The 23,506-nt window shown below is 54.3% G+C and carries 21 protein-coding genes and 1 pseudogene; 4 read left to right on the top strand and 18 right to left on the bottom strand.

The window, feature by feature from the left end; all coding sequences use genetic code 11:
* Window positions 1-2: 2 nt before the first annotated feature.
* The 8 genes and pseudogenes from tcuB to ybfF all read right to left on the bottom strand — a co-directional run bounded on the left by tcuB (window position 3) and on the right by ybfF (window position 6,285).
* Entirely contained in the window at window positions 3-1,142 is a 1,140-nt protein-coding gene (gene tcuB, locus F4V72_RS13070; RefSeq protein ID WP_121767821.1) for a tricarballylate utilization protein TcuB, read from the bottom strand.
* Window positions 1,129-2,532, bottom strand: a complete 1,404-nt coding sequence (gene tcuA / locus F4V72_RS13075) for an FAD-dependent tricarballylate dehydrogenase TcuA (protein ID WP_053529329.1) — start codon at window positions 2,530-2,532, stop codon at window positions 1,129-1,131. The genes tcuB and tcuA overlap by 14 nt, the downstream gene beginning before the upstream one ends.
* A gap of 97 nt (window positions 2,533-2,629) precedes the next feature.
* Entirely contained in the window at window positions 2,630-3,556 is a 927-nt protein-coding gene (tcuR, locus tag F4V72_RS13080; protein ID WP_053529330.1) for a tricarballylate utilization LysR family transcriptional regulator TcuR, read from the bottom strand.
* A 116-nt stretch (window positions 3,557-3,672) separates the two neighbouring features.
* Window positions 3,673-4,125 (bottom strand): ferric iron uptake transcriptional regulator, encoded by a 453-nt coding sequence (gene fur, locus F4V72_RS13085; RefSeq protein WP_023248877.1) that lies wholly within the window; start codon window positions 4,123-4,125, stop codon window positions 3,673-3,675.
* A pseudogene (locus F4V72_RS24250) lies at window positions 4,118-4,203 on the bottom strand (fur leader peptide). The gene fur and the pseudogene F4V72_RS24250 overlap by 8 nt, the downstream one beginning before the upstream one ends.
* Before the next feature lie 203 nt (window positions 4,204-4,406).
* Window positions 4,407-4,937 carry a flavodoxin FldA gene (fldA, locus tag F4V72_RS13090; protein ID WP_001018620.1) on the bottom strand — a complete coding sequence of 177 codons (531 nt, stop codon included), beginning with the start codon at window positions 4,935-4,937 and terminating at the stop codon, window positions 4,407-4,409.
* A gap of 150 nt (window positions 4,938-5,087) precedes the next feature.
* Entirely contained in the window at window positions 5,088-5,381 is a 294-nt protein-coding gene (gene ybfE / locus F4V72_RS13095; RefSeq protein ID WP_023248876.1) for a LexA regulated protein, read from the bottom strand.
* Between the two features lie 133 nt (window positions 5,382-5,514).
* Window positions 5,515-6,285, bottom strand: coding sequence for an esterase (gene ybfF / locus F4V72_RS13100; RefSeq protein WP_121767820.1), 771 nt, complete (start codon window positions 6,283-6,285; stop codon window positions 5,515-5,517).
* 184 nt (window positions 6,286-6,469) lie between these two features.
* Between ybfF and seqA the strand changes: the two genes are divergently transcribed.
* Window positions 6,470-7,012: a replication initiation negative regulator SeqA gene (gene seqA / locus F4V72_RS13105; protein ID WP_023248874.1), complete on the top strand. Its 543-nt coding sequence runs from the start codon at window positions 6,470-6,472 to the stop codon at window positions 7,010-7,012.
* Between the two features lie 24 nt (window positions 7,013-7,036).
* Complete coding sequence (gene pgm, locus F4V72_RS13110; RefSeq protein WP_023248873.1) at window positions 7,037-8,677, top strand: phosphoglucomutase (alpha-D-glucose-1,6-bisphosphate-dependent); 1,641 nt, start codon at window positions 7,037-7,039, stop codon at window positions 8,675-8,677.
* A gap of 129 nt (window positions 8,678-8,806) precedes the next feature.
* On the opposite strand, the gene F4V72_RS13115 is transcribed toward pgm, so the two are convergent.
* The 10 genes from F4V72_RS13115 to kdpF all read right to left on the bottom strand — a co-directional run bounded on the left by F4V72_RS13115 (window position 8,807) and on the right by kdpF (window position 21,418).
* Window positions 8,807-9,292, bottom strand: coding sequence for a pyridoxamine 5'-phosphate oxidase family protein (locus tag F4V72_RS13115; protein WP_023248872.1), 486 nt, complete (start codon window positions 9,290-9,292; stop codon window positions 8,807-8,809).
* 64 nt (window positions 9,293-9,356) lie between these two features.
* A complete protein-coding gene (potE, locus tag F4V72_RS13120; protein ID WP_000042655.1) occupies window positions 9,357-10,676 on the bottom strand; it encodes a putrescine-ornithine antiporter in 1,320 nt (439 codons plus the stop codon).
* Entirely contained in the window at window positions 10,673-12,871 is a 2,199-nt protein-coding gene (gene speF / locus F4V72_RS13125) for an ornithine decarboxylase SpeF (RefSeq protein ID WP_053529333.1), read from the bottom strand. The genes potE and speF overlap by 4 nt, the downstream gene beginning before the upstream one ends.
* A 379-nt stretch (window positions 12,872-13,250) precedes the next feature.
* Window positions 13,251-13,355, bottom strand: a complete 105-nt coding sequence (speFL, locus tag F4V72_RS13130; RefSeq protein WP_015632840.1) for a leader peptide SpeFL — start codon at window positions 13,353-13,355, stop codon at window positions 13,251-13,253.
* A 277-nt stretch (window positions 13,356-13,632) separates the two neighbouring features.
* Window positions 13,633-14,310 carry a two-component system response regulator KdpE gene (gene kdpE / locus F4V72_RS13135; protein ID WP_023180512.1) on the bottom strand — a complete coding sequence of 226 codons (678 nt, stop codon included), beginning with the start codon at window positions 14,308-14,310 and terminating at the stop codon, window positions 13,633-13,635.
* Window positions 14,307-16,991 (bottom strand): two-component system sensor histidine kinase KdpD, encoded by a 2,685-nt coding sequence (gene kdpD, locus F4V72_RS13140; protein ID WP_136058408.1) that lies wholly within the window; start codon window positions 16,989-16,991, stop codon window positions 14,307-14,309. Before kdpD ends, kdpE begins: the two co-directional genes overlap by 4 nt.
* Complete coding sequence (gene kdpC, locus F4V72_RS13145) at window positions 16,988-17,572, bottom strand: potassium-transporting ATPase subunit KdpC (protein ID WP_023248869.1); 585 nt, start codon at window positions 17,570-17,572, stop codon at window positions 16,988-16,990. The genes kdpD and kdpC overlap by 4 nt, the downstream gene beginning before the upstream one ends.
* Window positions 17,573-17,580: 8 nt before the next feature.
* Window positions 17,581-19,629 carry a potassium-transporting ATPase subunit KdpB gene (gene kdpB, locus F4V72_RS13150; RefSeq protein ID WP_053510858.1) on the bottom strand — a complete coding sequence of 683 codons (2,049 nt, stop codon included), beginning with the start codon at window positions 19,627-19,629 and terminating at the stop codon, window positions 17,581-17,583.
* A gap of 20 nt (window positions 19,630-19,649) precedes the next feature.
* Window positions 19,650-21,329, bottom strand: coding sequence for a potassium-transporting ATPase subunit KdpA (gene kdpA, locus F4V72_RS13155; protein WP_079836160.1), 1,680 nt, complete (start codon window positions 21,327-21,329; stop codon window positions 19,650-19,652).
* Window positions 21,329-21,418 (bottom strand): K(+)-transporting ATPase subunit F, encoded by a 90-nt coding sequence (gene kdpF, locus F4V72_RS13160; RefSeq protein ID WP_001670793.1) that lies wholly within the window; start codon window positions 21,416-21,418, stop codon window positions 21,329-21,331. Before kdpF ends, kdpA begins: the two co-directional genes overlap by 1 nt.
* Window positions 21,419-21,754: 336 nt before the next feature.
* Here kdpF and F4V72_RS13165 point away from each other — a divergent pair, with 336 nt between their 5' ends.
* On the top strand, window positions 21,755-21,961 hold the full coding sequence (locus tag F4V72_RS13165) for a YbfA family protein (RefSeq protein ID WP_000401437.1): 207 nt from the start codon (window positions 21,755-21,757) through the stop codon (window positions 21,959-21,961).
* A gap of 110 nt (window positions 21,962-22,071) precedes the next feature.
* A complete protein-coding gene (gene phrB, locus F4V72_RS13170) occupies window positions 22,072-23,493 on the top strand; it encodes a deoxyribodipyrimidine photo-lyase (protein ID WP_121767818.1) in 1,422 nt (473 codons plus the stop codon).
* The last annotated feature ends 13 nt before the right edge of the window (window positions 23,494-23,506 follow it).

Consider the following 23,506-nt stretch of genomic DNA (forward strand, 5'->3'; position numbering starts at 1 on the left):
GGTCAGTTGCCTGTATCCCCCGCATGTTTTCCGCGTCGCCTCTCAACTGCCCATTTGAGTAAGGCCGCGCAGCGGAAAAATCCGTGGGCGAATTTTCCGTAGGGAAGGGTGAGAAAGAGTGCCATCACCACGCCTAAATGGAGCGCCAGCAGTATGCCCATTCCGCTGGTGTCTCTGCCTGCCAGCAGCGCCAGCCCGGTAAGACTGGTTAAGAACAGAAGCAGAATAAAGCCGCGATCCATTGGTTTCTGGCGCGCATCGCCATGTAACGGCGACCGCCGCAGATTGAGCCATAGTAGCCCCGCTGGGCCGATAAGCAGACCGATACCGCCCAGCGTGCCAAGCATGACCGGCAGGCTAAAGAACGGGTAGGGCGCTTCCCAATCGGCGACGTAGTGATAGCCCGTCGCCACGACTGTGGCGGCAAAACAGAGCATAAAACCGTAAAAGGTAAAGTGATGAAAGCGACGGCGTAGCAGCGTGAACGCATCATCCGCTTCGTTACAGCCTTTGCCGTGTCCACCATCGAGATATTTCAGCGTTAACGCATTGTGCGAAGCTTCCGCAATCTCCGCCGAACGCGGTACGCCCGGCGAGATCTCACGCCAGAAGCGGATTAGGCCCACCATAAGCAAACCGATTGCCAGCACAAAAACTGAGCCAAACATCCATGCCAGCAGGCTATGCGGAAAAATTTGATAGAAGTCACCGGCCAACGGCGGATGAATTAGCGACCCTTTCAGCGCCATCGCCAGTAATAAAAAGAGCGTCAGACCGACTATCAGCGCCAGCGCGACGGTGATCCCCGCCCGACGGTATAACGCGCCAAAAGCGGCGGGCTGGGCATACTGTTGATATGTTTCCAGGCGGACTTGCGCCATCGCTTTCGGCACGTTAATGGCAAATTCATGGGGCGGCGCGTACTGGCACGCGTGCAGGCAGGCGCCGCAGTTATGACATAAATTCGCCAGATAATGAACATCGGCTTTACCGAATTCGAGTCGCTGGGTCATCGCCGGAAATACCGCGCAAAATCCTTCGCAGTAGCGACACGCGTTACACACTTGCATGACGCGTTCGACCTCAGCTTCCGGTTCGGTAAGTACGGTGGTCTCAATGATTAATTTTTCAAGCTGTTTCATGATGCGCCTCCTTGTGCGCCGCGCGGGCGGCTTCTATCCCCGCAATGCGGCCAAAGGTTGTGCCGATAGACATGCCTACGCCTGCGGTATACCCCTTGCCCAGTACATTTCCTGCCATCATCTCGCCGGCAACAAACAGGTTGCGGCTTGGATGACCGGCAAAATGTACGGCGGCACGTTCATTGACTTTCAGGCCCAGGTAGGTAAAAGTGATTCCGGGTCGCAGCGCATAACCGTAGTAGGGCGGTGCATCAAGCGGGCGCGCCCAGTGGGTTTTCGCCGGCGTCAGGTTTTTGGTGGCGCAGTTATCAAGCAAGGTATGATCAAAATGACCGGGTTGGCAGGCCTGGTTATACTGCGTGACGGTGCGGGTAAATTTTTCCGCGTCCAGCCCCAACTGGCAGGCCAATTCAGCCAGCGTATTGGCCTGCGCGCCAGGAAAAACCGGCGGCATAAAGTGGCCGATGGCTTTGCTGTCAATAATCGAATAGCCAATTTGTCCTGGCTGTTGAGCAACCAGACGCCCCCAAATGGCGTAACGCTTCGGCCAGAAATCTTCGCCTTCATCATAAAAACGTTCGGCGTCGCGATTCACGACAATACCCAGCGATACGCAATCAACGCGAGTACAAATACCGCCGTCGTACAGCGGCGCCCTGGCATCAATCGCTACGCAGTGCGACTGGGACGGATCGCCAATGATATCCGCGCCGGCATCCATCATAAATTTGAGCAATACGCCCTGGTTAAAACGCGTGCCACGAATCAGAAAATTATCCGCGGGCCATTCGCCGCGCGCGTTTTCTCCCCAGGCCTTCCGCAGCCATTCACGATTTGATTCGAAACCGCCAGCCGCCAGTACGCAGGCTTTGGCAGTAATACGTTCGTTGCCCGCCAGCGCTGCTACGAATTCGCCGTCATGAAGTTCAAGCGCATGAACCGGCGTGTTATAACGAATCTGCACGCCCAGCCGTTCGGCGCTACGGTAATAGGCATTGACGAGCGCTTTCCCACCGCCCATAAAAAATGCATTAGTGCGCGCGACGTGGAGCGCCCCCGATAGCGGCGGTTGAAAGTTAACGCCATGTTTGCGCATCCAGTCGCGGCATTGCGAAGAGGTGCGAATGACCAACCGCGCCAGCGCTTCGTTGGTGTTGCCGTCGGTGACGCGCCACAGATCCTGCCAGAACTCCTCTTCAGGATAGCGTTCCACCAGCACATCCTGCGGCGCATCATGCATACAACGCAGGTTTCGTGTGTGCTGAGAGTTTCCGCCGCGCCATTCCCGCGGGGCAGCCTCCAGCAGCAGAACCGATGCGCCCGCTTCCCGTGCGGTCAGGGCGGCGCATAATGCGGCATTGCCTCCGCCTATCACCAGTACATCAACCATCTTATGCTCCCGTACCATTTAACTATTTGTTAAATTTGTAATTAAAATGTATACGGATAAATAAGCGGCGCGCTATCAGGTAGCGCTAAACAGGGGTTTAGTAAGCGTAAAGGGTAGCACCTGGCCATTCGCCGGCGTCGACTAACTGACGCATGACTTTGGTGAGTACCACTCTGGCGGCAAGACCGGCGGGCGTCAGCTCATCATCCGACAGGCTGACTAAAAAGTTGGGGCGGCTGAGTATCGGATTATGGACGCCGATCACGCGTAGCGCGTCGTTATCCAGATGAGAAATCGCCGCGCCGGGCTGTAACGTGGCGCCAAGGCCGTCGCGCACGGCGCGCATCAACAACGCCAGGCCGTCAATTTCCGCAACGATATCAACGTTAAGCGCATGTTCCTGGCATACAGCGTCCAGCCTGCCGCGCAGTCCGTGTCCCTGGCTCGGCATAATGAGCGGAATGTCTGCCAGTTGTTCAGGCGTGATCGGGTTATCAGGAAGCGCCGCCAGCAGGGCATGGGAGCCAATCAGAAAAAGCTGTTCTTCAAGGATCGGTCTGGCGCTCCAGCGCAGGATTTTATCTTTTTGAAAGACAACGGCTAAATCAATCTGGCGGGTATTAATCATTCTTTCCAGATTACCGGACAAGCTTTCCACCACATGCAGTCGGACATCGGCATAGTTTTCCTGCATGGCATGGATAAAAGGTATACCCAGTATGGAGGCGGTACTGGGGGCCATTCCTACGCTCACATGACCGGAAAGACGAGCTTCTCTGGCGGCGAGAATCGCGTCGTCGGCATGACGCAGGGCGAGTTGTGCCTGTGAATAAAAGGCCAGCCCGGCGTTGGTCGGCGTTACGCCGCGCGAGGTGCGCTGCAACAGACGGATGGCAAGCTCGTTTTCCAGACGGGACATCTGCTGGCTTAAGGCTGAAACGCCAATATCAAGATCCTGCGCGGCGCTACCCATACTGCCGGTTTCAATAATACGCACGAAATAGCGTAACTGGCGAAGCTCCATTCCTGCTCTCCTGAGATGCGATAGCGGTTTTTTTACATTAAATCAACATCAAGCAGCAGGAAAGAGGAGGATATAAAAAAGCCAACCGGGCGGTTGGCTCTTCGAAAGATTTATACTTATTTGGTCGCGTCATCGTGCGCGTGCTCGTCTTCGCGGCAGTCGCCTTCAGCGCAGTGGCCGTAAAGATAGAGGCTGTGATTAGTTAAACGAATACCGTGTCTCGCCGCAATTTCACGCTGGCGCGCTTCAATAGAATCATCACTAAATTCAATCACTTTTCCGCAGTCAAGGCAGATAAGATGATCGTGATGATGCTGTTGCGTCAGTTCAAAAACGGATTTACCGCCTTCAAAATTATGGCGGGTCACGATACCGGCATCGTCAAACTGGTTCAGCACACGGTACACGGTTGCCAGACCGATTTCTTCACCCATGTCGATCAGGCGTTTGTATAAATCTTCCGCACTGACGTGATGGTTATCTGGTTCCTGAAGAACTTCCAGAATTTTTAAACGAGGAAGCGTTACTTTCAGGCCAGCCTTCTTTAATGCGGTATTGTTGTCAGTCATGCGGAATCTGTCCTGTTGCTAAACGATTCACTTCATTAGAGAAGTGACAGAAATTGCACTCAAGATAATGCGTATCATTATAGGACTGCCATGCCGAAATGAAAACCGCAAGTCTCTCGCAGATGTTAATAAAACTGTGGTTTTGCCTGCAAATTCTGGCGCCACCTGATTACACCCGGACATTGTACAGGGATGGGTGTGAAAGTTACAAATTTGTAGCAATTATTTTGATTGGTCTTGTCTATTGATGCGGCGCAGACGTAATGCTGCGCCGCATAAGATTAGGCGTTGAGGATGTCGTCGAGGTGCAATTCAGCCGAAATTTGCTTGACCCATTTTTCAACACGCTCGGCGGTCAGTTCAGGCTGACGGTCTTCGTCAATCGCCAGGCCGACAAAATGATCGTCATCAGCCAGACCCTTAGAGGCTTCAAAATGATAGCCTGCGGTTGGCCAGTGACCCACAATCGTGGCGCCGCGCGGCTCAATAATGTCGCGAATAGTGCCCAGCGCATCACAGAAGTATTCCGCGTAGTCTTCCTGATCGCCACAGCCAAACAGCGCCACCAGCTTACCGTTAAAGTCAATCTCTTCGAGAGTCGGGAAGAAGTCATCCCAGTCACATTGTGCTTCGCCATAGTACCAGGTTGGGATGCCCAGCAGCAGAATGTCATACCCTTCCAGGTCTTCTTTACTGCTTTTTGCAATGTCATGCACATCGGCAACGTCTTTACCAAGCTGTTTTTGAATCATTTTTGCGATATTTTCGGTATTACCGGTGTCGCTGCCGAAAAAGATGCCAGTGATTGCCATGAGTAAAATAACCTCTTGAAACTTATTGAAATGGTGGTGGCGAATTGCCCACGGATAAGGGCAATCATAGCAGAACAGGCAGATATGCGGAAACAGCAATCACGCGGGACTGCACGCTCTGCTACACGAAATATGAAACAAAACTTGTTTTCAGACTAAACCCTGGCCGCGCAGCGCCATAAGCTGCTTCATTAACATTTCTTCAATGAGCTCGCTGCGGCTAATATTGCGCGCTTCGGCCAGTTCATTCAGCGCGTCAACAGCTTGTGCGTTGAGTTTTAATTCGACACGCTTGAGGCCACGAACTTTGTCGCGTTTTAACTGGTTACGCTTATTGATGCGTAACTGTTCATCGCGCGAAAGCGGATTCGTTTTAGGTCGTCCCGGGCGACGCTCGTGCGCGAACAGATCTAATGTCGTACGGTCCGTTTGTTCTTTGGCCATGATTTTGGTGACTTCGGGGGAAACAATCAGCCAGGCTTATGCCCGGATGGATAGCGCGCCATCATACATCAGCGAGGAAGCGACGCCAACGCCCGCGCGCGTAATCGCGCACAGGCGATGAGTTTTTAATCAGTTAGCGCTTATCGTGCAGATAACGGCGGATGGCGCGCAGAACCGCCTCTGGTTTTTCGGCATGTACCCAGTGGCCCGCGCCGGCTATCACATGCGCGCGCGCCAAAGGGAATTGCGCCAGCAGCGCGTCGCGGTACGCTTCGGTCACGTACGGCGAGTTACCGCCTGGAATAAACAGCGCCGGATGTTCCCAGGCCGGAATGGTTTTCCAGCCGACGATATGCGGATACTGCTCCCATAATACCGGAACATTAAAACGCCATTCGCCTTCAGCCCAGGATTTTAACAGAAACTGGATCACGCCTTCTTCGTTAAGATGCTGGCGCATAATACCTGCCGCCTGTTGGCGGGATGTAGCGTCGGATTCGCTTACGGCGTTAATGGCCGCGAAAATGCGATCGTGGCGGCGAACGTGATAATCCACGGGGGCGATATCAATCGCGACCAGACGATCGATGCGATCTCGCGCCAGCGCCGTCAGCGCCATTACCGCTTTTCCGCCCATGGAATGACCAATAAAAGTCGCTTTCTCGATCTGCTGCGCGTCAAGCGTATCCAGCAGATCCTGGGCCATTGCCGGATAATCCATGACCGGATCGCGCGGCGATAAACCATGATTGCGCATATCGACCTGAATAATGTCGTGATCGGTCACCAGATCGCGCGCCAGTACGCCGAGGTTGTCCAGGCTGCCAAACAGGCCATGAACGAGAACGATGGGGGAATTATTGTGCAGGTTTTGTGCAGATTGCGCTCGGATATTTAATTTCATGGCAAAGTTCTTTTTTTCGCTCTGTCGGGTTAGGGTATTATGTTGACCATTCTGCCACTGGGCTGCAACCTCTAAGGTTTACTCCGAGTTTTTTTGTCAGCCGGGCTTAACGCTATCCGCTGTTGGGATTTGTTCCTATAATCCCAATGACTTGTATTCAGCAAAGACATCGCACTGGATTAAGATGAAAACGATTGAAGTTGATGATGAACTCTATAGCTATATTGCCAGCCACACCAAGCATATCGGCGAGAGCGCATCCGACATTTTACGGCGTATGTTGAAGTTTTCCGCCTCTACACAGCCAACTGCTTCGGCACCGAAAGGGACGCCTGCGGCGCAACCCGTCGCAGAAGCGAAACCGGTCAATCCGGTAAAAGACAAAGTTCGCGCGATGCGTGAGTTGCTGCTGTCTGACGAATATGCCGAGCAGAAAAAAGCGGTCAATCGCTTTATGCTGATTCTGACTACACTCTATTCACTGGATCACCACGCGTTTGCGGAGGCGACGGAGTCGTTGCATGGCCGCACGCGCGTCTATTTTGCGGCGGATGAACAAACGCTGCTGAAAAATGGGAATCAAACTAAACCTAAGCACGTTCCCGGCACGCCGTATTGGGTGATCACCAACACCAACACCGGCCGTAAATGCAGCATGATCGAACATATCATGCAGTCAATGCAATTCCCGGCGGAATTGATTGAAAAGGTTTGCGGAACAATTTAATCCTTGCATTAGAAGGACCAGGCAATGGCAATCCACAACCGCGCAGGACAACCCGCGCAACAAAGTGATTTGATTAACGTCGCCCAACTGACGGCGCAGTATTATGTACTGAAACCGGAGGCAGGGAATGCAGAACATGCCGTGAAATTTGGCACCTCCGGCCATCGCGGTAGCGCAGGTCGTCACAGTTTCAACGAACCGCATATTCTGGCAATCGCCCAGGCGATTGCTGAGGAGCGGACGAAGAACGGCATTACCGGCCCCTGTTATGTGGGGAAAGACACCCATGCGCTCTCGGAACCGGCCTTCATTTCCGTGCTGGAAGTGCTGGCAGCAAACGGCGTAGACGTTATCGTGCAGGAAAATAATGGCTTCACGCCAACGCCTGCTGTGTCAAATGCTATCCTGGTCCATAACAAAAAAGGCGGCCCGCTGGCAGACGGTATTGTGATTACGCCGTCGCACAACCCGCCGGAAGATGGCGGCATTAAATATAATCCGCCTAATGGCGGCCCGGCGGATACCAACGTCACTAAAGTCGTGGAGGACCGCGCCAATGCGCTGCTGGCTGACGGCCTGCAAGGCGTTAAACGTATTTCTCTGGATGCGGCAATGGCCTCGGGTCACGTTAAAGCAGTAGATCTGGTACAACCGTTTGTCGAAGGGCTGGCGGATATCGTTGATATGGCAGCGATTCAGAAAGCCGGTCTGACGCTGGGCGTTGATCCGCTGGGCGGCTCCGGTATCGAATACTGGAAACGTATCGCTGAGCATTACAAACTTAACCTGACGTTAGTCAACGATCAGGTTGATCAAACCTTCCGCTTTATGCACCTTGATAAAGATGGCGCGATCCGCATGGATTGCTCCTCCGAATGTGCGATGGCGGGTTTGCTGGCGCTGCGGGACAAGTTTGACCTGGCCTTCGCCAACGACCCGGACTATGACCGTCATGGCATCGTGACGCCTGCGGGGCTGATGAATCCGAACCATTATCTGGCGGTCGCCATCAACTATCTGTTTCAGCATCGCCCACAATGGGGCAAAGACGTGGCCGTCGGTAAAACGCTGGTCTCTTCCGCGATGATTGACCGCGTGGTGAATGATTTGGGACGCAAGCTGGTGGAAGTGCCGGTAGGCTTCAAATGGTTTGTTGACGGTTTGTTCGACGGCAGCTTCGGTTTCGGCGGGGAAGAAAGCGCGGGCGCTTCGTTCCTGCGTTTCGACGGTACGCCGTGGTCTACCGATAAAGACGGTATCATTATGTGCCTGCTGGCGGCGGAAATCACCGCCGTTACCGGGAAAAACCCGCAAGAGCATTACAATGAACTGGCAGCGCGTTTTGGCGCGCCGAGCTATAACCGTCTGCAGGCGGCAGCGACATCGGCCCAGAAAGCGGCATTGTCTAAACTGTCTCCGGAAATGGTGAGCGCCAGCACGCTGGCAGGCGACCCGATCACCGCGCGTCTTACCGCAGCGCCGGGTAATGGCGCATCGATTGGCGGCCTGAAGGTAATGACCGACAACGGCTGGTTCGCCGCGCGTCCATCCGGTACGGAAGACGCTTACAAGATCTATTGCGAAAGCTTCCTGGGGGAAGAACACCGCAAGCAAATTGAGAAAGAAGCCGTTGAAATCGTTAGCGAAGTATTGAAAAACGCCTGATGGGTGATACTGAAGAAAAAGGAGCCGTGAGGCTCCTTTTTTGTATTAACGTCTATTTGCCTGATAGCGCTGTGCTTATCAGGCCTATAAATCGCCCCCAGGCCGGATAAAGCGCTTGTGATGTCTGGCTTATTCGCTCTGAGTCGCCAGATGTCGGCGGCAGGTGAGGGCGTCGCATTCAATACGCACCACGCAAACCGCTTTCATCATATCTTCCCGATAACTGAAGGTTTTTCCCGGATCGGTCTGGCGCATAATGACGTCCAGGCCATAGCGCATCTCCTCGCGCGTTTGCAATATCGATGCCAGCCCGGTGGCGAAAACGCTGGTGTAGGCGTAGCTATAATCACAGGGGTCATCGGCGCGCAGTAATGCGTGGTCGCCGTCCATTTCAATGCATACTGCCGGGTTTTTGCGTAACAGACGCATCTTTTTCCCGGTGCGTGCGCCGTGAAAATAAAATATCCAGCGCCCGTTCTGATACTCATAGCCAAAATTTACGGGGACAACATACGGGCAGAGATTGTCGTTAAATCCTATCCGACACACTTCGTGTTTACCGAGAATAGCCAGTATTTCTGCTATGTCAGTGACTTCCCGTTCTGGATTACTCATTTCTATTATCTTATTCAAAGAGTGAAAATACCCGGACTGCCGTTACCGCAGTCCGGGCACGCCATCAGCCGTGTTTATTTTTCAATTCAAAACGCGGTGAGACCAGGCCATATAACGTCCAGCCGAGGAAGGTCACAATTGAGCCGTACAGCATGGCTTCTTCACCGGAGGAATATAGCGCGTAGAAGCTATACATGGCGCCTACGAAGGCCACGAAGTTAGCGACTTTCGCTTTTGATGACGGCACATTCGCCATTTTCTGAATGATAACCAGCGCGGCCATCGACAGAATATACGGAATAATGTTCGTCACCACCGCCAGGTTAACCAGGACGTTAAACTGACTATTCAGCGACGGGCTAATAGTCATCAGCGACAGGCCAGTCTGAATAATCACAATAATCAACATCCCCTGTACCGGCGCGTCGACTTTCGTTACGCGAGAGAAGACTTTCGGGAAATAGCCTTCGTCAGCGGAGGATTTAAAGACCTGGGCGATAGTGAACTGCCAGCCCAGCAATGAGCCGCAGCAGGACATCACCATCAGCGCCATGATCACTTTACCTACCGCAGGCGTGAACATCTGTGCAAACGCCAGACCAAACGGTGCCGTGGAGTTCGCCAGATCCATGTTTGGCACAATCCCGGCAATCACGTTAGTCGAAACGATATAGATGACCGCCGCGCCCAGCGTACCGCCCAGTACCGCGATGGGGACGTTCTTTTCCGGATTCTCGACCACGTCTGCGTTGGCGCAGGCGGATTCCAGTCCAAGAAATGCCCACAACGTCATCGCGATGGAAGAGCCGACCGCGCTAAAGAACGGAACATGGTGCGGGTTCCATGACGCCACGTACATGCTGGGGCTAAACCAGAACCAGCCGATGATGCACAGGCCGACAACCGGGATGATGACGCCCCAGACGGTAACGCTACTGATCTGTCCGGTGATACGCGCGCCGCCAAAGTTTGCGATGGTACAAATCCATAATACGGCGATAGTCGCTAGCCCGATCTGGATCGGCGTCAGCGCGGCGCCGAACAACTCGGTGCCATAACCGACAGCGGAGATGGCGATAGCAACGTTGGCGATCAGCAGCGAGACGCCGTAGGTATAGTTCGCCATAAAGTTGCCGGATTTACCGAAGGCATATTCGGCGTAGCCGCCCATGCCGCCGGATTTACGGCTAAACATACCGCATTTCGCAAACGCCCATGCCAGCGCCATCGAGCCGACGGCGGTGACCAGCCAGGAGATAATGGATATCGTGCCGACTTCAGACAGTTTGGTCGGTAGCATGATGATCCCGGAACCCATCATGTTGACCATGGTCAGAATTGTGAGCTGCACGACACCCATTTTATTGGATTTAGGTTTACTCATAATTTTTCCTCCTTCAGCAGGGAGCGCTGCGCGTCGCGAGGCTTAATCACGTAGCACCAGACCTGCTTACGGCCGTCGTGTTCTTCGATATAAACGCCCTGCAGTTCAGGCGCAAAGCCCGGCAGCAGGTTGATCCCTTCTTCCAGGGCGCTGAAGTAACGCAGGACAGAACCGCCCCAGATTTCACCCGGAACTACACACAGTACTCCCGGCGGGTAAGGCAGAGCGCCTTCAGCCGCGATACGACCTTCCGCTTCCGGCAGGCGAACCAGTTCGACCTCGCCGCGCAGATAGGCATAGTTGGCCTCTTGCGGATTCATACTGACTTTCGGGAAATGCGATTTACGGAACATCTCTTTTTGCAGTTGTTTCACATTATGCCGCGCATAGAGATCGTGCATCTCCTGGCAAAGCTGACGCAGGGTATAGCCGGCATAACGCGCTTCATGCTGTTTGTAGATGGACGGTAATACTTCCGCTAACGGCGCATCGGCTTCCAGCAGTTTTTCGAAACGAGCCAGCAGAGCGACAAGCTGTTGCAATTTCGCCATGTCTTCTGCCGGTGTCAGCAGGAACAGAATGGAGTTGAGATCGCATTTTTCCGGCACAACGCCGTTCTCGCGCAGGAAGTTGGCGAGGATCGTGGCAGGAACGCCAAAGTCTTCATATTCGCCGCTCGCTGCATTAATGCCCGGCGTGGTGAGCAGCAGTTTGCAAGGGTCGACAAAATACTGATGTTCGGCATAGCCTTCAAACGCATGCCAGTGTTCGCCCGGGACGAAGTGGAAGAAACGCAGATCGCTGGCGATTTCCGACGTCGGGTATGACTGCCACGGCTTGCCGTCAATCAGTTCCGGTACGAACGGACGGATGTGATGACAGTTTTCGAGGATTAATTTACGGGCATCGATGCCGTTGACCACGCAATCCATCCACATATTGCGACCGCTGACGCCTTCGTGCATTTTGGCGTTAACGTCCAGCGCGGCGAACAGCGGATAGAACGGGCTGGTGGAGGCGTGCATCATAAAGGCGTTGTTCATGCGCTTATGCGGAACGTAGCGCGGTTGCCCTTTGATATGGCTATCTTTTTTATGGATCTGCGAGGTCTGGGAGAACCCGGCTTGTTGTTTGTGAACGGACTGCGTCACCAGAATACCCGGATCGTTTTCGTTCAGTTCCAGCAGCAGCGGCGAACAATCGGCCATCATCGGAATAAATTGTTCATAGCCGACCCAGGCGGAGTCAAACAGGATGTAGTCGCACAGATGACCAATTTTATCGACGACCTGACGGGCGTTATAGATGGTACCGTCGTAGGTACCTAACTGGATGACGGCCAGACGGAACGGACGAGCCTCGCGGGCGCGCTGCGGTGAGACTTCGTTAATCAGCTCGCGCAGGTAATCTTCTTCGAAGCAGTGAGCGTCGATCCCGCCGATAAAACCATACGGGTTACGCGCGGTTTCCAGATAAACTGGCGTTGCGCCCGCCTGCAATAATGCGCCGTGGTGGTTAGATTTGTGGTTGTTACGGTCAAACAGTACCAGATCGCCCGGCGTTAACAGCGCGTTTAGTACGACTTTGTTAGAGGAGGAGGTCCCGTTCAGCACAAAGTAGGTCTTATCGGCGTTAAAGACTTTCGCCGCATGTTGCTGCGCAATGCAAGGTGCGCCTTCGTGAATCAGCAGATCGCCCATAGCCACATCCGCGTTGCATAGGTCGGAGCGGAAGAGCGTTTCGCCAAAGTATTCCACGAACTGATTACCGGCAGGATGACGGCGGAAGAATTCGCCGCCCTGGTGCCCCGGGCAGTCAAATGCGCTGTTGCCCTGGTTGACATAATCCACCAGCGCGCGGAAAAACGGCGGACGTAACTGCGTTTCGTAATGGCTTGCCGCGGTTTCCAACTGGCGGCCATAGAAAGCAGTACGGGATTCATTATATTCGAATACACCAGAGATACGCGGCAGATACTCAGGCGGTACGCGCCCTTCGTCATGTGTCGCGACAAAGACGGGAATACCGTAACCCGTTGCGTCTATTTCATCGAGTTTTCCTCGTTCAATATCGTCGATGGATAACACGATGGCAGCCACGTCGATGAAACGACTCTCATCAACATTTACAATATTACGCTGTGTAGAAAAACAATCCGGGCAATGACGGCTAACGGCAATTTTTAATTCTGACATTTTTTCATCTCTTTATTTCAGGTAATAGCAGGCCCTCAATTTCTCGAATGAGAAACTGATTCTTCCGGAAAAAATAAAAGCTATCCCGCTGATAAAAAATCAGTAAATTAGCTTTATTTTAGATGTAATAAACCCTAACCCGTCCGGTCGCAGGAAATACAGGATTTAAGAGGTTGAGTACTACGATATACAGGCGGAAACCGTGATAACTAAAACTGCGCTGAGTCGGGATTTCTTCTGTCAGACCAGGTGGTTACCGGGATTGGCGTAAAGAAATTACCGTACTGCTGCTTTTAACAATTCGAGTTATTTAGGCAATAGACCTGAATGACATAAGGGTCGGAAAGACCTGTATGCTGAAGTACCCGTAGCAGAAAAACTACCGGGCATTAAAGAAATGAAAGTCGAAACTATTACGGTGGGCAAACATCATAATATGCGTTGTCCGCCTTATATGGGGCATAAAACGATTATTATTTTCCATTTTGAGATCCTTTCATTGATTTATTGAAAGCATGGATATTTTATCCAGGAAGCGCCAGCGATCTGTGAACCAGATCAACAAAAAACGATCATTTGAAAAATAATTAGTCGGCGATTATGCATATCGTGCTGTGAGATAATAAGTTGTTTATTCAATGTTAATTAAATGTTTTTTATATTCTCCATAAAATATAATATCGCCGCGAAAATAATTATTCGCGGTACCGAAAATAAATGACATAAAAGTTATAATTTATTTAAAAATAATGAATAGCTATTCATGGCATAAAGCGATAGCCAATTCCTGTTTCGGTAATAAAATGGCGTGGACGGGTGGGATCTTGTTCCAGTTTCTGGCGTAAATGTCCCATATAGATGCGCAAATAGTGGCTATGCTCCACGGCGTTAGGGCCCCAGACCTGGTTTAATAACTGCCGTTGGGTTAATACTTTGCCGGCATTATTGAGTAATACCGCCAGCAGGCGGAACTCAATCGGCGTCAGATGGATTTCTTCGTCGCCACGGTGGATCAACCGTGCGGCGAGATCGACCGTCACGCTGGAAAAGCGGACGATCGGATCGGCACAAGGGCTGGCGGCGTGCCGTCGCAGCGCGACACGCAAACGCGCCTGCAACTCGCCAATGCCGAATGGCTTGCTCAGGTAATCGTCAGCTCCGGCGTCAAGCGCGGCAATCTTATCGCTTTCTTCGCTGCGGGCGGAAAGGACAATCACCGGTATTGCGCTCCACTGACGCAGGTCGCGAATGAAATCGATTCCGTCGCCGTCCGGCAGGCCGAGATCGAGAATAATCAGGTCGGGCTTTCGCGTGGCGGCTTCCAGTAAACCACGTTGTAATGTTTCAGCTTCATACACGCGCAGGCCGTCGCCTTCCAGCGCGGCGCGCAGAAAGCGGCGGATGGCCTGTTCATCTTCAACAATCAGAACGTTTGTCACATATCCTCATGAAAATCATCAAGTTCAGGTGGCTTTCCTTGCGGCAGCGTAACACGGAAACAGGCGCCGCCCTGCGGTCGATTATAGGCGGTAAGCGTGCCGCCGTGTACCTCTACGATAGCATGGCAAATCGCCAGCCCCAGCCCCACGCCGGGAACGGCGGACTCTTTGTTGCCGCGGGCGAACTTATCGAAAATCATCTGTTCCTGCCCCGCAGGAATACCCGGACCGTTATCCCAGACATCCAGTTGTAAACGATTGTCCTTAACCGCAGCATCAATGCCGATACTGGCCTGCGGTCCGGCGTACTTAACCGCGTTTTCCAACAAGTTGATCAGGACACGCTCAAATAAGGGGCCATCGACATGGATAAGTGTTAACTGTTGCGGCAGCGACAGGGTAATCGGATGCAATAAACCCGGTTCTAACATCTGTAACGCGCTCCCGACGACCTCTTCCAGCGTGAGCCACTCTTTCTTAAGATTAAACCCGCCGGACTGAATACGCGCCATATCCAGCAAATTATTCACCAGCCGGGTGGTGTTGAGAATATGCTGGCGGATTTCACTGGCCTGACGCGCGTGGGGCGATCCTGCGCTGGCTAAATCCAGCGTCAAAATTTCCGCCTGGCCGAACAATACCGTCAGCGGCGTGCGTAAATCATGCGACAGCGCCGCCAACAGAGCGTTGCGAATACTTTCGCGCTCGCTGGCGAGACGCGCCTGTTCTTCGCTGGCGGTCAGCGTCAGTCGTTCCAGCGCGTTGGCGACAAGCAGAGTGAATGTTTCCAGCAGGCGTTGCTGCTCCGGCACCATTAACTGACGCAAATTACCCGGTTCGACGATAGCCAGACCGTGCGTTTTATCGGCGCTTTTCAGCGGCAGGATTTGATAAGGCACGCCAGGGAGGGTATCGGTGCCTGCGCCGGCAGGCTGGCCTTTATCAAAACTCCAGCGTGCAATCGCGTCGTCCCACGGCGTTATGCCTTGCTGGTGGGTGAGAGGCAGCAACTTACCGTTAGCATCAGGTAATAAAATTTGGCTGCGCGCCTGAAACGTCGAGGCGATAAACCGCTCGCTGGTCGCGGCGATATCATGTTCGCTACGCCCGACGGCCAGCGCTTTAGACATTTCATATAAATGGCGGGTACGCTGTTCCCGATAACGGGCGACGCGCGCCTGATAGCGCACCCCAGCAGTAAGATTGCCAATTACCAGACCTACCGTCAGCATCACGGCAAAGGTCAGTAAATACTGCACGTCCGAAACGGCGAGCGTACCGCGTGGCGCGATAAAAAAGAGATCGAAACTCGCCACGTTAATCACCGTCGCCACCACCGACGGCCAGCGTCCGTAAAGCAGCGCAATCACCACTACGCCCAGCAAATAGAGCATCACCAGATTGGCGGCGTCGAAGGTGACAAGCCACTGCATAGCGATAAGCGTGGTGATGGCGCAAAGCGCCACGGCGACCAGACAGCCCTGAATCTGCCCGCGCCATTTCTCTTTAAAAGGTCGGTTATCAGGCGCTTGCGTCAACGCGCGGGCAGGCGGCTCTTCCAGCGCGACGATCACCTGATCGAGATCCGGCGCGCGCCTGGCAAGACGGTCGGCGAAAGCGTTACGTCGCCACCAGCGTCGCGACGCCGGACGGCCCATGACGATTTTCCCCAGATTATGCTCGCGGGCATAGCGCACGACCGCTTTCTCTTCGGCGGGATCGGACAGGGTGGCGGTTTCCGCGCCAAGTTCCTGCGCCAGGCGCAGCGCGCTTAAAATAGCCCGCCGTTGCTTTTCCGGTAAGCGGTGTAACGTCGGCGTTTCGACATAGACGGCGTGCCAGACGCTGCCGAGCCGGGAGGCCAGACGCGCCGCGGTACGCACCAGTTTTTCGCTGCCGGTGTTATGCCCGATACACAGTAAAATCGCATCGCGGGTATGCCATACTTTTTCTTCGCCCGGATGCGCGCGCCAGGCGCGCATTTGATCGTCCACGCGATCGGCTGTCCGGCGCAGCGCCAGCTCGCGTAGGGCGATCAGATTTCCCTTGCGGAAAAAATGTTCAATAGCGCGTTCCGCCTGACCGGCGATATACACTTTACCTTCGTTGAGCCGTTGGCGCAGATCGTCGGGCGGCAGATCGACCAGTACGATTTCATCGGCGGCATCGAAAAAGGGATCGGGGACGGTTTCGCGCACCTGAATCCCCGTGACGCCGCTTACCACATCGTTCAGACTTTCCAGATGTTGTACGTTCACGGTGGTAAAAACGTCGATTCCCGCTTCCAGCAACTCTTCAATATCCTGCCAGCGCTTAGGATGGCGTGAGCCAGGCGCGTTACTGTGCGCCAGCTCATCCATTAAAATCAGCGCTGGACGCCGGGCGAGGGCGGCATCCAGGTCAAATTCGCGAATTTGCCGCCCCCGGTGCGTGTGACGTTTTGGCGGCAGGACGGTCAGCCCGTCAAGCAGTGCGGCGGTCTCTTTACGGCCGTGTGTCTCTACCACGCCGATCACCACATCCAGCCCCTGCGCTCGCAGCCGCTGCGCTTGTGCCAGCATCGCCCAGGTCTTTCCGACGCCTGCGCAGGCGCCGAAGAAAATTTTCAACTTCCCCCGGTGGGGCGGGGGCGTTTGTTCCAACAAGCGATCCGGGTCAGGACGCAAGGGTTCGTCGTTCATTTCGCTTTGTGTCCCTGTAGCGCATCCAGCGCCAGATTAAGCTCAACAATATTTACCACCGGTTGCCCAAGAAAGCGCGTCAGCGGCCTGTGCGTATATTCTGCAACCAGTTGCGCCACCTGTTCAACGGGAAGCTGGCGAGCCGCCGCCACGCGGGGGATTTGCCATGCCGCGGCGCCGGGCGTCAGGTTATTATCCAGCCCGCTTGCCGACGCCGTCGCCAGCTCAACCGGAACCGCGGAGCCTGCCTGGGGGTTAGCGGCGCGTAGCGCGGCGACGCGGGCCTGTATTTGCGCATCCAGTTCGGGATTGCTGGTGGCCAGGTTGCTCCCGCCCGACGCCAGTGGATTATAAGGCATATCGGCGGTGGCGGAGGGCCGGCCATGAAAATAGCCCGCGGCGGTAAACGATTGTCCGATAAGCGCTGAGCCGCGTATCACATTGCCTTTATGAATCAGCGATCCATTAGCCTGCCAGGGAAACCACCACTGCCCCAGCGCCGTGGTCAGAAGCGGATACACGCCGCCGGTCAATAACAGCAGAAATAACATTGTCGAAAAAGCAGGACGTAAACCGATCATCATACACCTCACGCCAGACCCAGCAGGGTCAGCAGCACATCAATTACTTTGATGCCAATAAACGGCACCACCAGACCACCCAGACCATAGATCCATAAATTACGGCGCAGCATGGCCGACGCTGAGAGCGGTTTATAACTCACGCCTTTTAATGCCAGTGGGATCAGAAAAATAATAATCAGGGCGTTAAAGATCACCGCGCTCAGAATGGCGGAGTTCGGCGAATGCAGACCCATCACGTTGAGCGCGTTTAGCTGCGGGTAGGTAGCGGCAAACGCGGCGGGAATAATGGCGAAATATTTCGCTACATCATTCGCGATACTAAAAGTGGTGAGCGAGCCGCGCGTCATCAGCATCTGCTTACCAATATGCACCACTTCAATCAACTTGGTCGGGTTAGAGTCCAGATCCACCATATTACCGGCTTCTTTTGCTGCCTGGGTACCGGAGTTCATCGCCACCGCGACGTCGGCCTGCGCCAGCGCCGGGGCATCGTTAGTGCCGTCGCCGGTCATGGCGACCAGCCGTCCTTCCGCCTGATATTGACGGATCAGCGCCAGCTTGGCTTCCGGCGTGGCTTCGGCAAGAAAATCGTCCACACCGGCTTCGGCGGCAATCGCTGCCGCCGTCAGGCGGTTATCGCCAGTGATCATCACCGTTTTAATGCCCATCTTTCGTAGCTGGGCGAAGCGTTCTTTAATGCCGCCTTTAACGATATCCTTGAGGGCGATAACACCCAGTACGCGCGAGCCTTCCACTACCACCAGCGGCGTCGCGCCAAGACGTGCCACGTTCTCGACGTTTTGCTCGACATCGGCGGGAAAATGGCCGCCATTGCTCTCGACATGACGACGAATCGCGTCCACCGAGCCTTTACGGATCATTCGGTTATCGATATTAATTCCACTCATGCGGCTTTGCGCGGTAAACGGAACAAAGGTGGCATGAAGCGACTGCACATCGCGTTCACGCAGGTTAAAGCGCTGTTTGGCGAGGATCACAATGCTGCGGCCTTCCGGCGTTTCGTCGGCCAGCGAAGCGAGTTGCGCGGCGTCAGCCAGCGTGCGTTCGTCCACCCCCCGGGCGGGAATAAAATCGGACGCCTGGCGGTTGCCGAGCGTGATAGTGCCGGTTTTATCCAGCAGCAGCACGTCGACATCGCCCGCGGCTTCTACGGCGCGGCCGCTGGTGGCAATTACGTTCGCGCCCAACATTCGGCTCATTCCGGCAACGCCAATGGCGGAGAGTAGCCCGCCGATGGTGGTGGGGATCAGGCACACCAGCAACGCCACCAACACGGTGACGCTGACCGCGTTTTCGCCCCAGGCAGAGAAGGGCCACAGGGTGGCGGTCGCCAGTAAAAAGACAATGGTCAGGGCGATGAGTAAAATCGTCAGGGCAATTTCGTTAGGCGTTTTCCGCCGCTGCGCGCCTTCCACCATCGCGATCATCCGGTCAAGAAAGGTTTCACCAGGATTGACGCTACAGGCAATCACCAGCCAGTCGGAAAGAATTCGCGTGCCGCCGGTGACAGAGGCGAAATCGCCGCCGGACTCGCGGATCACGGGCGCAGATTCGCCGGTAATCGCACTTTCATCCACCGAGGCGCCGCCTTCGATTACCTCGCCGTCACAGGGAATAATATCGCCCGCTTTGACCAGTACAATGTCGCCTTTACGCAGTTCAGCGGCGGGAACGTTATCCGCCTGCGCATCATGGCGCGGGGCGCGCAGGCGGCGAGCGAATGCGGTCTTTTTCACCCCTTTCAGACTGTTTGCCTGGGCTTTGCTGCGGCCTTCCGCCAGCGCTTCGGCAAAATTGGCGAACAGTACGGTGAACCATAGCCACAGGCTGATCACCCCTGTGAACAAGGCGCTTCCCGCTGTTTGTCCTGTTACCATAGCGAGCGTTAACAGGGTGGTTAGTACGCTGCCTGCCCAGACCACAAACATCACCGGGTTACGCCACTGGGCGCGTGGGCTTAATTTTTTTACGGCATCCGTTAGTGCCTGTACGAATAAAACAGGTTCAAACAGCGCCAGTTGCTTGCGACTCATATCAATGTACTCCGCATCGCTCAAGGTAAAGAGAAATGTTCCGCTACCGGACCAAGCGCCAGGGCAGGAATAAACGTCAGCGCGCCGACCAGCAGTACCGTGCCGATGAGCAGTCCAATAAATAGCGCGCCGTGGGTCGCCAGCGTTCCCGGACTAGCCGGCTGGGCTTTTTTACTGACCAGCGATCCGGCGATGGCCATGACAGGAATAATCACGCCGAAACGTCCGACGAACATGCAGAACGCCAACAGACAGTTCCAGAAAGGCGAGTTAGTGCTCAGACCCGCAAAGGCACTACCGTTGTTATTGGCCGCAGAGGAGACGGCATACAGCACTTCGCTAAAACCGTGCGGGCCAGGGTTTAGCATTGCGCTGCGCCCGGCATCCGTCATCATTGCCAGCGCCGAACCCAACAAGACCAGCATCGGCGTGACCAGAATCGCCAGCGCGGTCATCTTCATTTCGCGCACGTCGATTTTTTTCCCCAGATACTCCGGCGTGCGGCCGATCATCAGCCCAGCGATGAACACCGCCAGCAGGACAAACAGCAACATGCCGTACAGACCTGAACCGACGCCGCCGAAGACCACTTCGCCAATTTGCATCAGCCACATCGGCACCATACCGCCCAGTGCGGTAAACGAGTCGTGCATGGCATTTACCGCCCCGCAGGATGCCGCGGTAGTGACGACGGCAAACATGCTGCTGGCCAGCACGCCAAAGCGGGTTTCTTTACCTTCCATGTTGACGCTACTGTCCGCGCCTGCCGCCAACAGATGTGGATTTCCCTGAACTTCCGCCCACATCACTACCGCTACGCAGACAACAAAAATGAATGACATTGCCCACAGTAGTGCGCGTCCCTGACGGCGATCGCCCGCCGCTTCGCCAAAGGCGAAACAGAGCGCGGCTGGAATCAAAAATATCGCCAGCATCTGCGCCAGATTAGTAAGCGCGGTGGGGTTTTCGAACGGATGCGAAGAGTTGGCGTTAAAGAAACCGCCGCCGTTGGTGCCAAGCATTTTGATCGCCTCCTGCGAAGCAACCGGCCCCATCGGCAAGAGCTGTTTAGCGCCTTCAAGGGTGGTAATGGGCTGATAAGCCGACAGGTTTTGCAGTACGCCTTGTTGAATAAAAAACAGCGCGATAATTAACGCGACAGGAAATAATATCCATAGCGTAATACGTACCAGATCTTGCCAGGCATTACCCAGCGTGTGCATATTCTGGCGCGTAAAGGCGCGGATAAGCGCAAAAACCACCGCAATCCCGGTCGCCGCCGACAGGAAGTTTTGCACCGTTAGCCCCGCCATCTGGCTAAAGTAGCTCAGCGTGCTTTCGCCGCTGTAGGCTTGCCAGTTGGTATTGGTGACAAAGCTGACGGCGGTATTCAGCGCCAGATCCCAGGACAGCCCCGGTAGCCGCTGCGGATTTAAGGGTAGCCACTCCTGCCAGAATAGCAGGCAAAACAGGATGCCCAGTCCCAGCAGATTGAGCGTCAGTAACGCCAGTAAATACTGACGCCAGTTCATTTCGTGGTCGGTAATGCCAAGAGTCCGCCAGAGGACACGCTCAACGCCAGCCACGCCCGGCAACGGAACGGCGGCGATGAGCCTTGCCAGGCCCGAACCCAACGGTTTCGCCAGTACAAATAAAATCAGTAAAAAACTGGCGATCAGTAAAAATCCTTGCGCGGCCATCAGAACGCCTCCGCATTAATCAGGGCATAGACCAGATAACCCAAAAGTAAGAAAACCAGCACGATGCCGGTTATCACGCCTGCACTCACAGAGCACCTCCAGTGGCATTGTTTTACTCCTGAGAAAGGTAATTTTTTGGCTGCAAAGATTTCGCAAAAATTGGCGGGCGGAGTGTAAAAAAAATATAAAAATGGCAAAGACCATTATTTAACTAATGATTAGTATTAATTTAACTTTTTTGTAACTAATTTACGCTTTAAATGTAAATCTGCTGGAAAAGCGAGAAAATAAGTGGTCGGATGAGTAGTAAAATTACACCGAAAGCGGTACTATTTTAATCAGGTAACGAGGTTCAATTTTTCGGTGCTATTCACCGATTCAATCTATACCGGGGCGGGTAGCGTCGGTATAAAGGGGGAAAACGTATGGAACACTATAAAGACTATCCGGCGCATGTCATTTTTGTCCGTCGTGCTTTCGCGGTGATCGCAGGCGTGCTGGCGCTGCCGGTGATGCTCTTCTGGAAAGACCGCGCGCGTTTTTATAGTTATCTGCACCGTGTCTGGTCGAAAACCAGTGATAAACCGGTATGGATGGCGCAGGCTGAAAAAGCCACCTGCGACTTTTATTAATCGCGACCAGCCTGAAAAACCGTCAGCCGCCACGCTGGCGGTTTTTTTATGCGCCAGGGTCTACACTGTTTAACGCTATTCGCCGTGACGTTTCATCTTTCAGGAGTTGTATGCCCACCCATTTAGTCTGGTTCAGGCGCGATCTGCGTTTACAGGATAACCTTGCGCTGGCCGCCGCCTGCCGCGATGCATCCGCGCGGGTGCTGGCGCTTTATATTTCCACCCCCGCGCAGTGGCAGGCCCATGATATGGCGCCGCGGCAGGCGGCATTCATCAGCGCGCAGCTCAATGCGCTACAGACGGCCCTTGCAGAGAAAGGGATTCCGCTGCTGTTTCATGAAGTGGCGGATTTTAGCGCCAGTATTGAAACGGTCAAAAACGTTTGCCGACAGCATGACGTCAGCCATCTGTTTTATAACTATCAGTATGAGTTTAACGAGCGTCAGCGTGATGCGGCGGTGGAAAAAACGCTGCCATCGGTCATCTGCGAAGGCTTTGACGATAGCGTGATTCTGGCGCCCGGCGCGGTGATGACCGGCAATCATGAAATGTATAAAGTTTTTACGCCGTTTAAAAACGCCTGGTTGAAACGGCTAAAAGAGGATATTCCGCCATGCGTTCCGGCCCCGAAGATCCGGGTGAGCGGCGCGCTTTCTACACCCTTAACGCCAGTCTCGCTTAACTACCCGCAACAGGCGTTTGACGCCGCGCTTTTCCCGGTTGAAGAAAACGCGGCCATCGCGCAGTTACGTCAGTTTTGTGCGCAGGGCGCAGGCGGGTATGAGTCACGGCGCGATTTCCCTGCGGTTGAAGGCACCAGTCGGCTTTCCGCCAGCCTGGCGACTGGTGGCCTGTCGCCGCGACAGTGCCTGCACCGATTATTGGCGGAGCAGCCGCAGGCGCTGGATGGCGGACCGGGAAGCATCTGGTTGAATGAACTCATCTGGCGGGAATTTTACCGTCATTTAATGACCTGGTATCCGGCATTATGCAAACACCAGCCGTTTATCCGCTGGACAAAACGCGTCACGTGGCAGGAGAACTCACACTATTTTCAGGCATGGCAGAAAGGCGAAACCGGTTATCCCATTGTCGATGCGGCGATGCGCCAGCTTAACGCGACGGGCTGGATGCATAACCGTTTACGCATGATTACCGCCAGCTTTCTGGTGAAAGATCTGCTGATTGACTGGCGGTTGGGGGAGCGCTATTTCATGTCGCAGCTCATTGACGGCGATCTTGCCGCCAATAATGGCGGCTGGCAGTGGGCCGCCTCAACCGGTACTGATGCCGCGCCTTATTTTCGTATTTTTAATCCCACGACCCAGGGGGAAAGGTTCGATCGCGACGGCGAATTTATCCGTCGGTGGCTACCGGCGTTACGCGATATCCCCGGAAAAGCAATTCACGAGCCGTGGCGGTGGGCAGAAAAATCGGGAGTCGCGCTTGATTATCCTCGGCCCATTGTGGATCACAAACAGGCGAGAATCGCGACGCTTTCCGCCTATGAAGCAGCGAGAAAAGGGGCGTAATGCAGGCCCGGTA

Source organism: Salmonella enterica subsp. diarizonae (assembly GCF_008692785.1).
Taxonomy (GTDB): Bacteria; Pseudomonadota; Gammaproteobacteria; order Enterobacterales; family Enterobacteriaceae; genus Salmonella; species Salmonella diarizonae.

What these genes read in the sequence shown, in the direction of transcription:
- F4V72_RS13165 (WP_000401437.1), top strand. Translation starts at nt 21,755, where the DNA reads ATGGAACACTATAAAGACTATCCGGCGCATGTCATTTTTGTCCGTCGT.
- ybfF (WP_121767820.1), bottom strand. Translation starts at nt 6,285, where the DNA reads ATGAAATTAAATATCCGAGCGCAATCTGCACAAAACCTGCACAATAAT.
- pgm (WP_023248873.1), top strand. Translation starts at nt 7,037, where the DNA reads ATGGCAATCCACAACCGCGCAGGACAACCCGCGCAACAAAGTGATTTG.
- ybfE (WP_023248876.1), bottom strand. Translation starts at nt 5,381, where the DNA reads ATGGCCAAAGAACAAACGGACCGTACGACATTAGATCTGTTCGCGCAC.
- tcuA (WP_053529329.1), bottom strand. Translation starts at nt 2,532, where the DNA reads ATGGTTGATGTACTGGTGATAGGCGGAGGCAATGCCGCATTATGCGCC.
- speFL (WP_015632840.1), bottom strand. Translation starts at nt 13,355, where the DNA reads ATGGAAAATAATAATCGTTTTATGCCCCATATAAGGCGGACAACGCAT.
- kdpD (WP_136058408.1), bottom strand. Translation starts at nt 16,991, where the DNA reads ATGAACGACGAACCCTTGCGTCCTGACCCGGATCGCTTGTTGGAACAA.
- tcuB (WP_121767821.1), bottom strand. Translation starts at nt 1,142, where the DNA reads ATGAAACAGCTTGAAAAATTAATCATTGAGACCACCGTACTTACCGAA.
- kdpC (WP_023248869.1), bottom strand. Translation starts at nt 17,572, where the DNA reads ATGATCGGTTTACGTCCTGCTTTTTCGACAATGTTATTTCTGCTGTTA.
- kdpB (WP_053510858.1), bottom strand. Translation starts at nt 19,629, where the DNA reads ATGAGTCGCAAGCAACTGGCGCTGTTTGAACCTGTTTTATTCGTACAG.
- fldA (WP_001018620.1), bottom strand. Translation starts at nt 4,937, where the DNA reads ATGGCAATCACTGGCATCTTTTTCGGCAGCGACACCGGTAATACCGAA.
- fur (WP_023248877.1), bottom strand. Translation starts at nt 4,125, where the DNA reads ATGACTGACAACAATACCGCATTAAAGAAGGCTGGCCTGAAAGTAACG.
- tcuR (WP_053529330.1), bottom strand. Translation starts at nt 3,556, where the DNA reads ATGGAGCTTCGCCAGTTACGCTATTTCGTGCGTATTATTGAAACCGGC.
- speF (WP_053529333.1), bottom strand. Translation starts at nt 12,871, where the DNA reads ATGTCAGAATTAAAAATTGCCGTTAGCCGTCATTGCCCGGATTGTTTT.
- kdpA (WP_079836160.1), bottom strand. Translation starts at nt 21,329, where the DNA reads ATGGCCGCGCAAGGATTTTTACTGATCGCCAGTTTTTTACTGATTTTA.
- seqA (WP_023248874.1), top strand. Translation starts at nt 6,470, where the DNA reads ATGAAAACGATTGAAGTTGATGATGAACTCTATAGCTATATTGCCAGC.
- F4V72_RS13115 (WP_023248872.1), bottom strand. Translation starts at nt 9,292, where the DNA reads ATGAGTAATCCAGAACGGGAAGTCACTGACATAGCAGAAATACTGGCT.
- potE (WP_000042655.1), bottom strand. Translation starts at nt 10,676, where the DNA reads ATGAGTAAACCTAAATCCAATAAAATGGGTGTCGTGCAGCTCACAATT.
- phrB (WP_121767818.1), top strand. Translation starts at nt 22,072, where the DNA reads ATGCCCACCCATTTAGTCTGGTTCAGGCGCGATCTGCGTTTACAGGAT.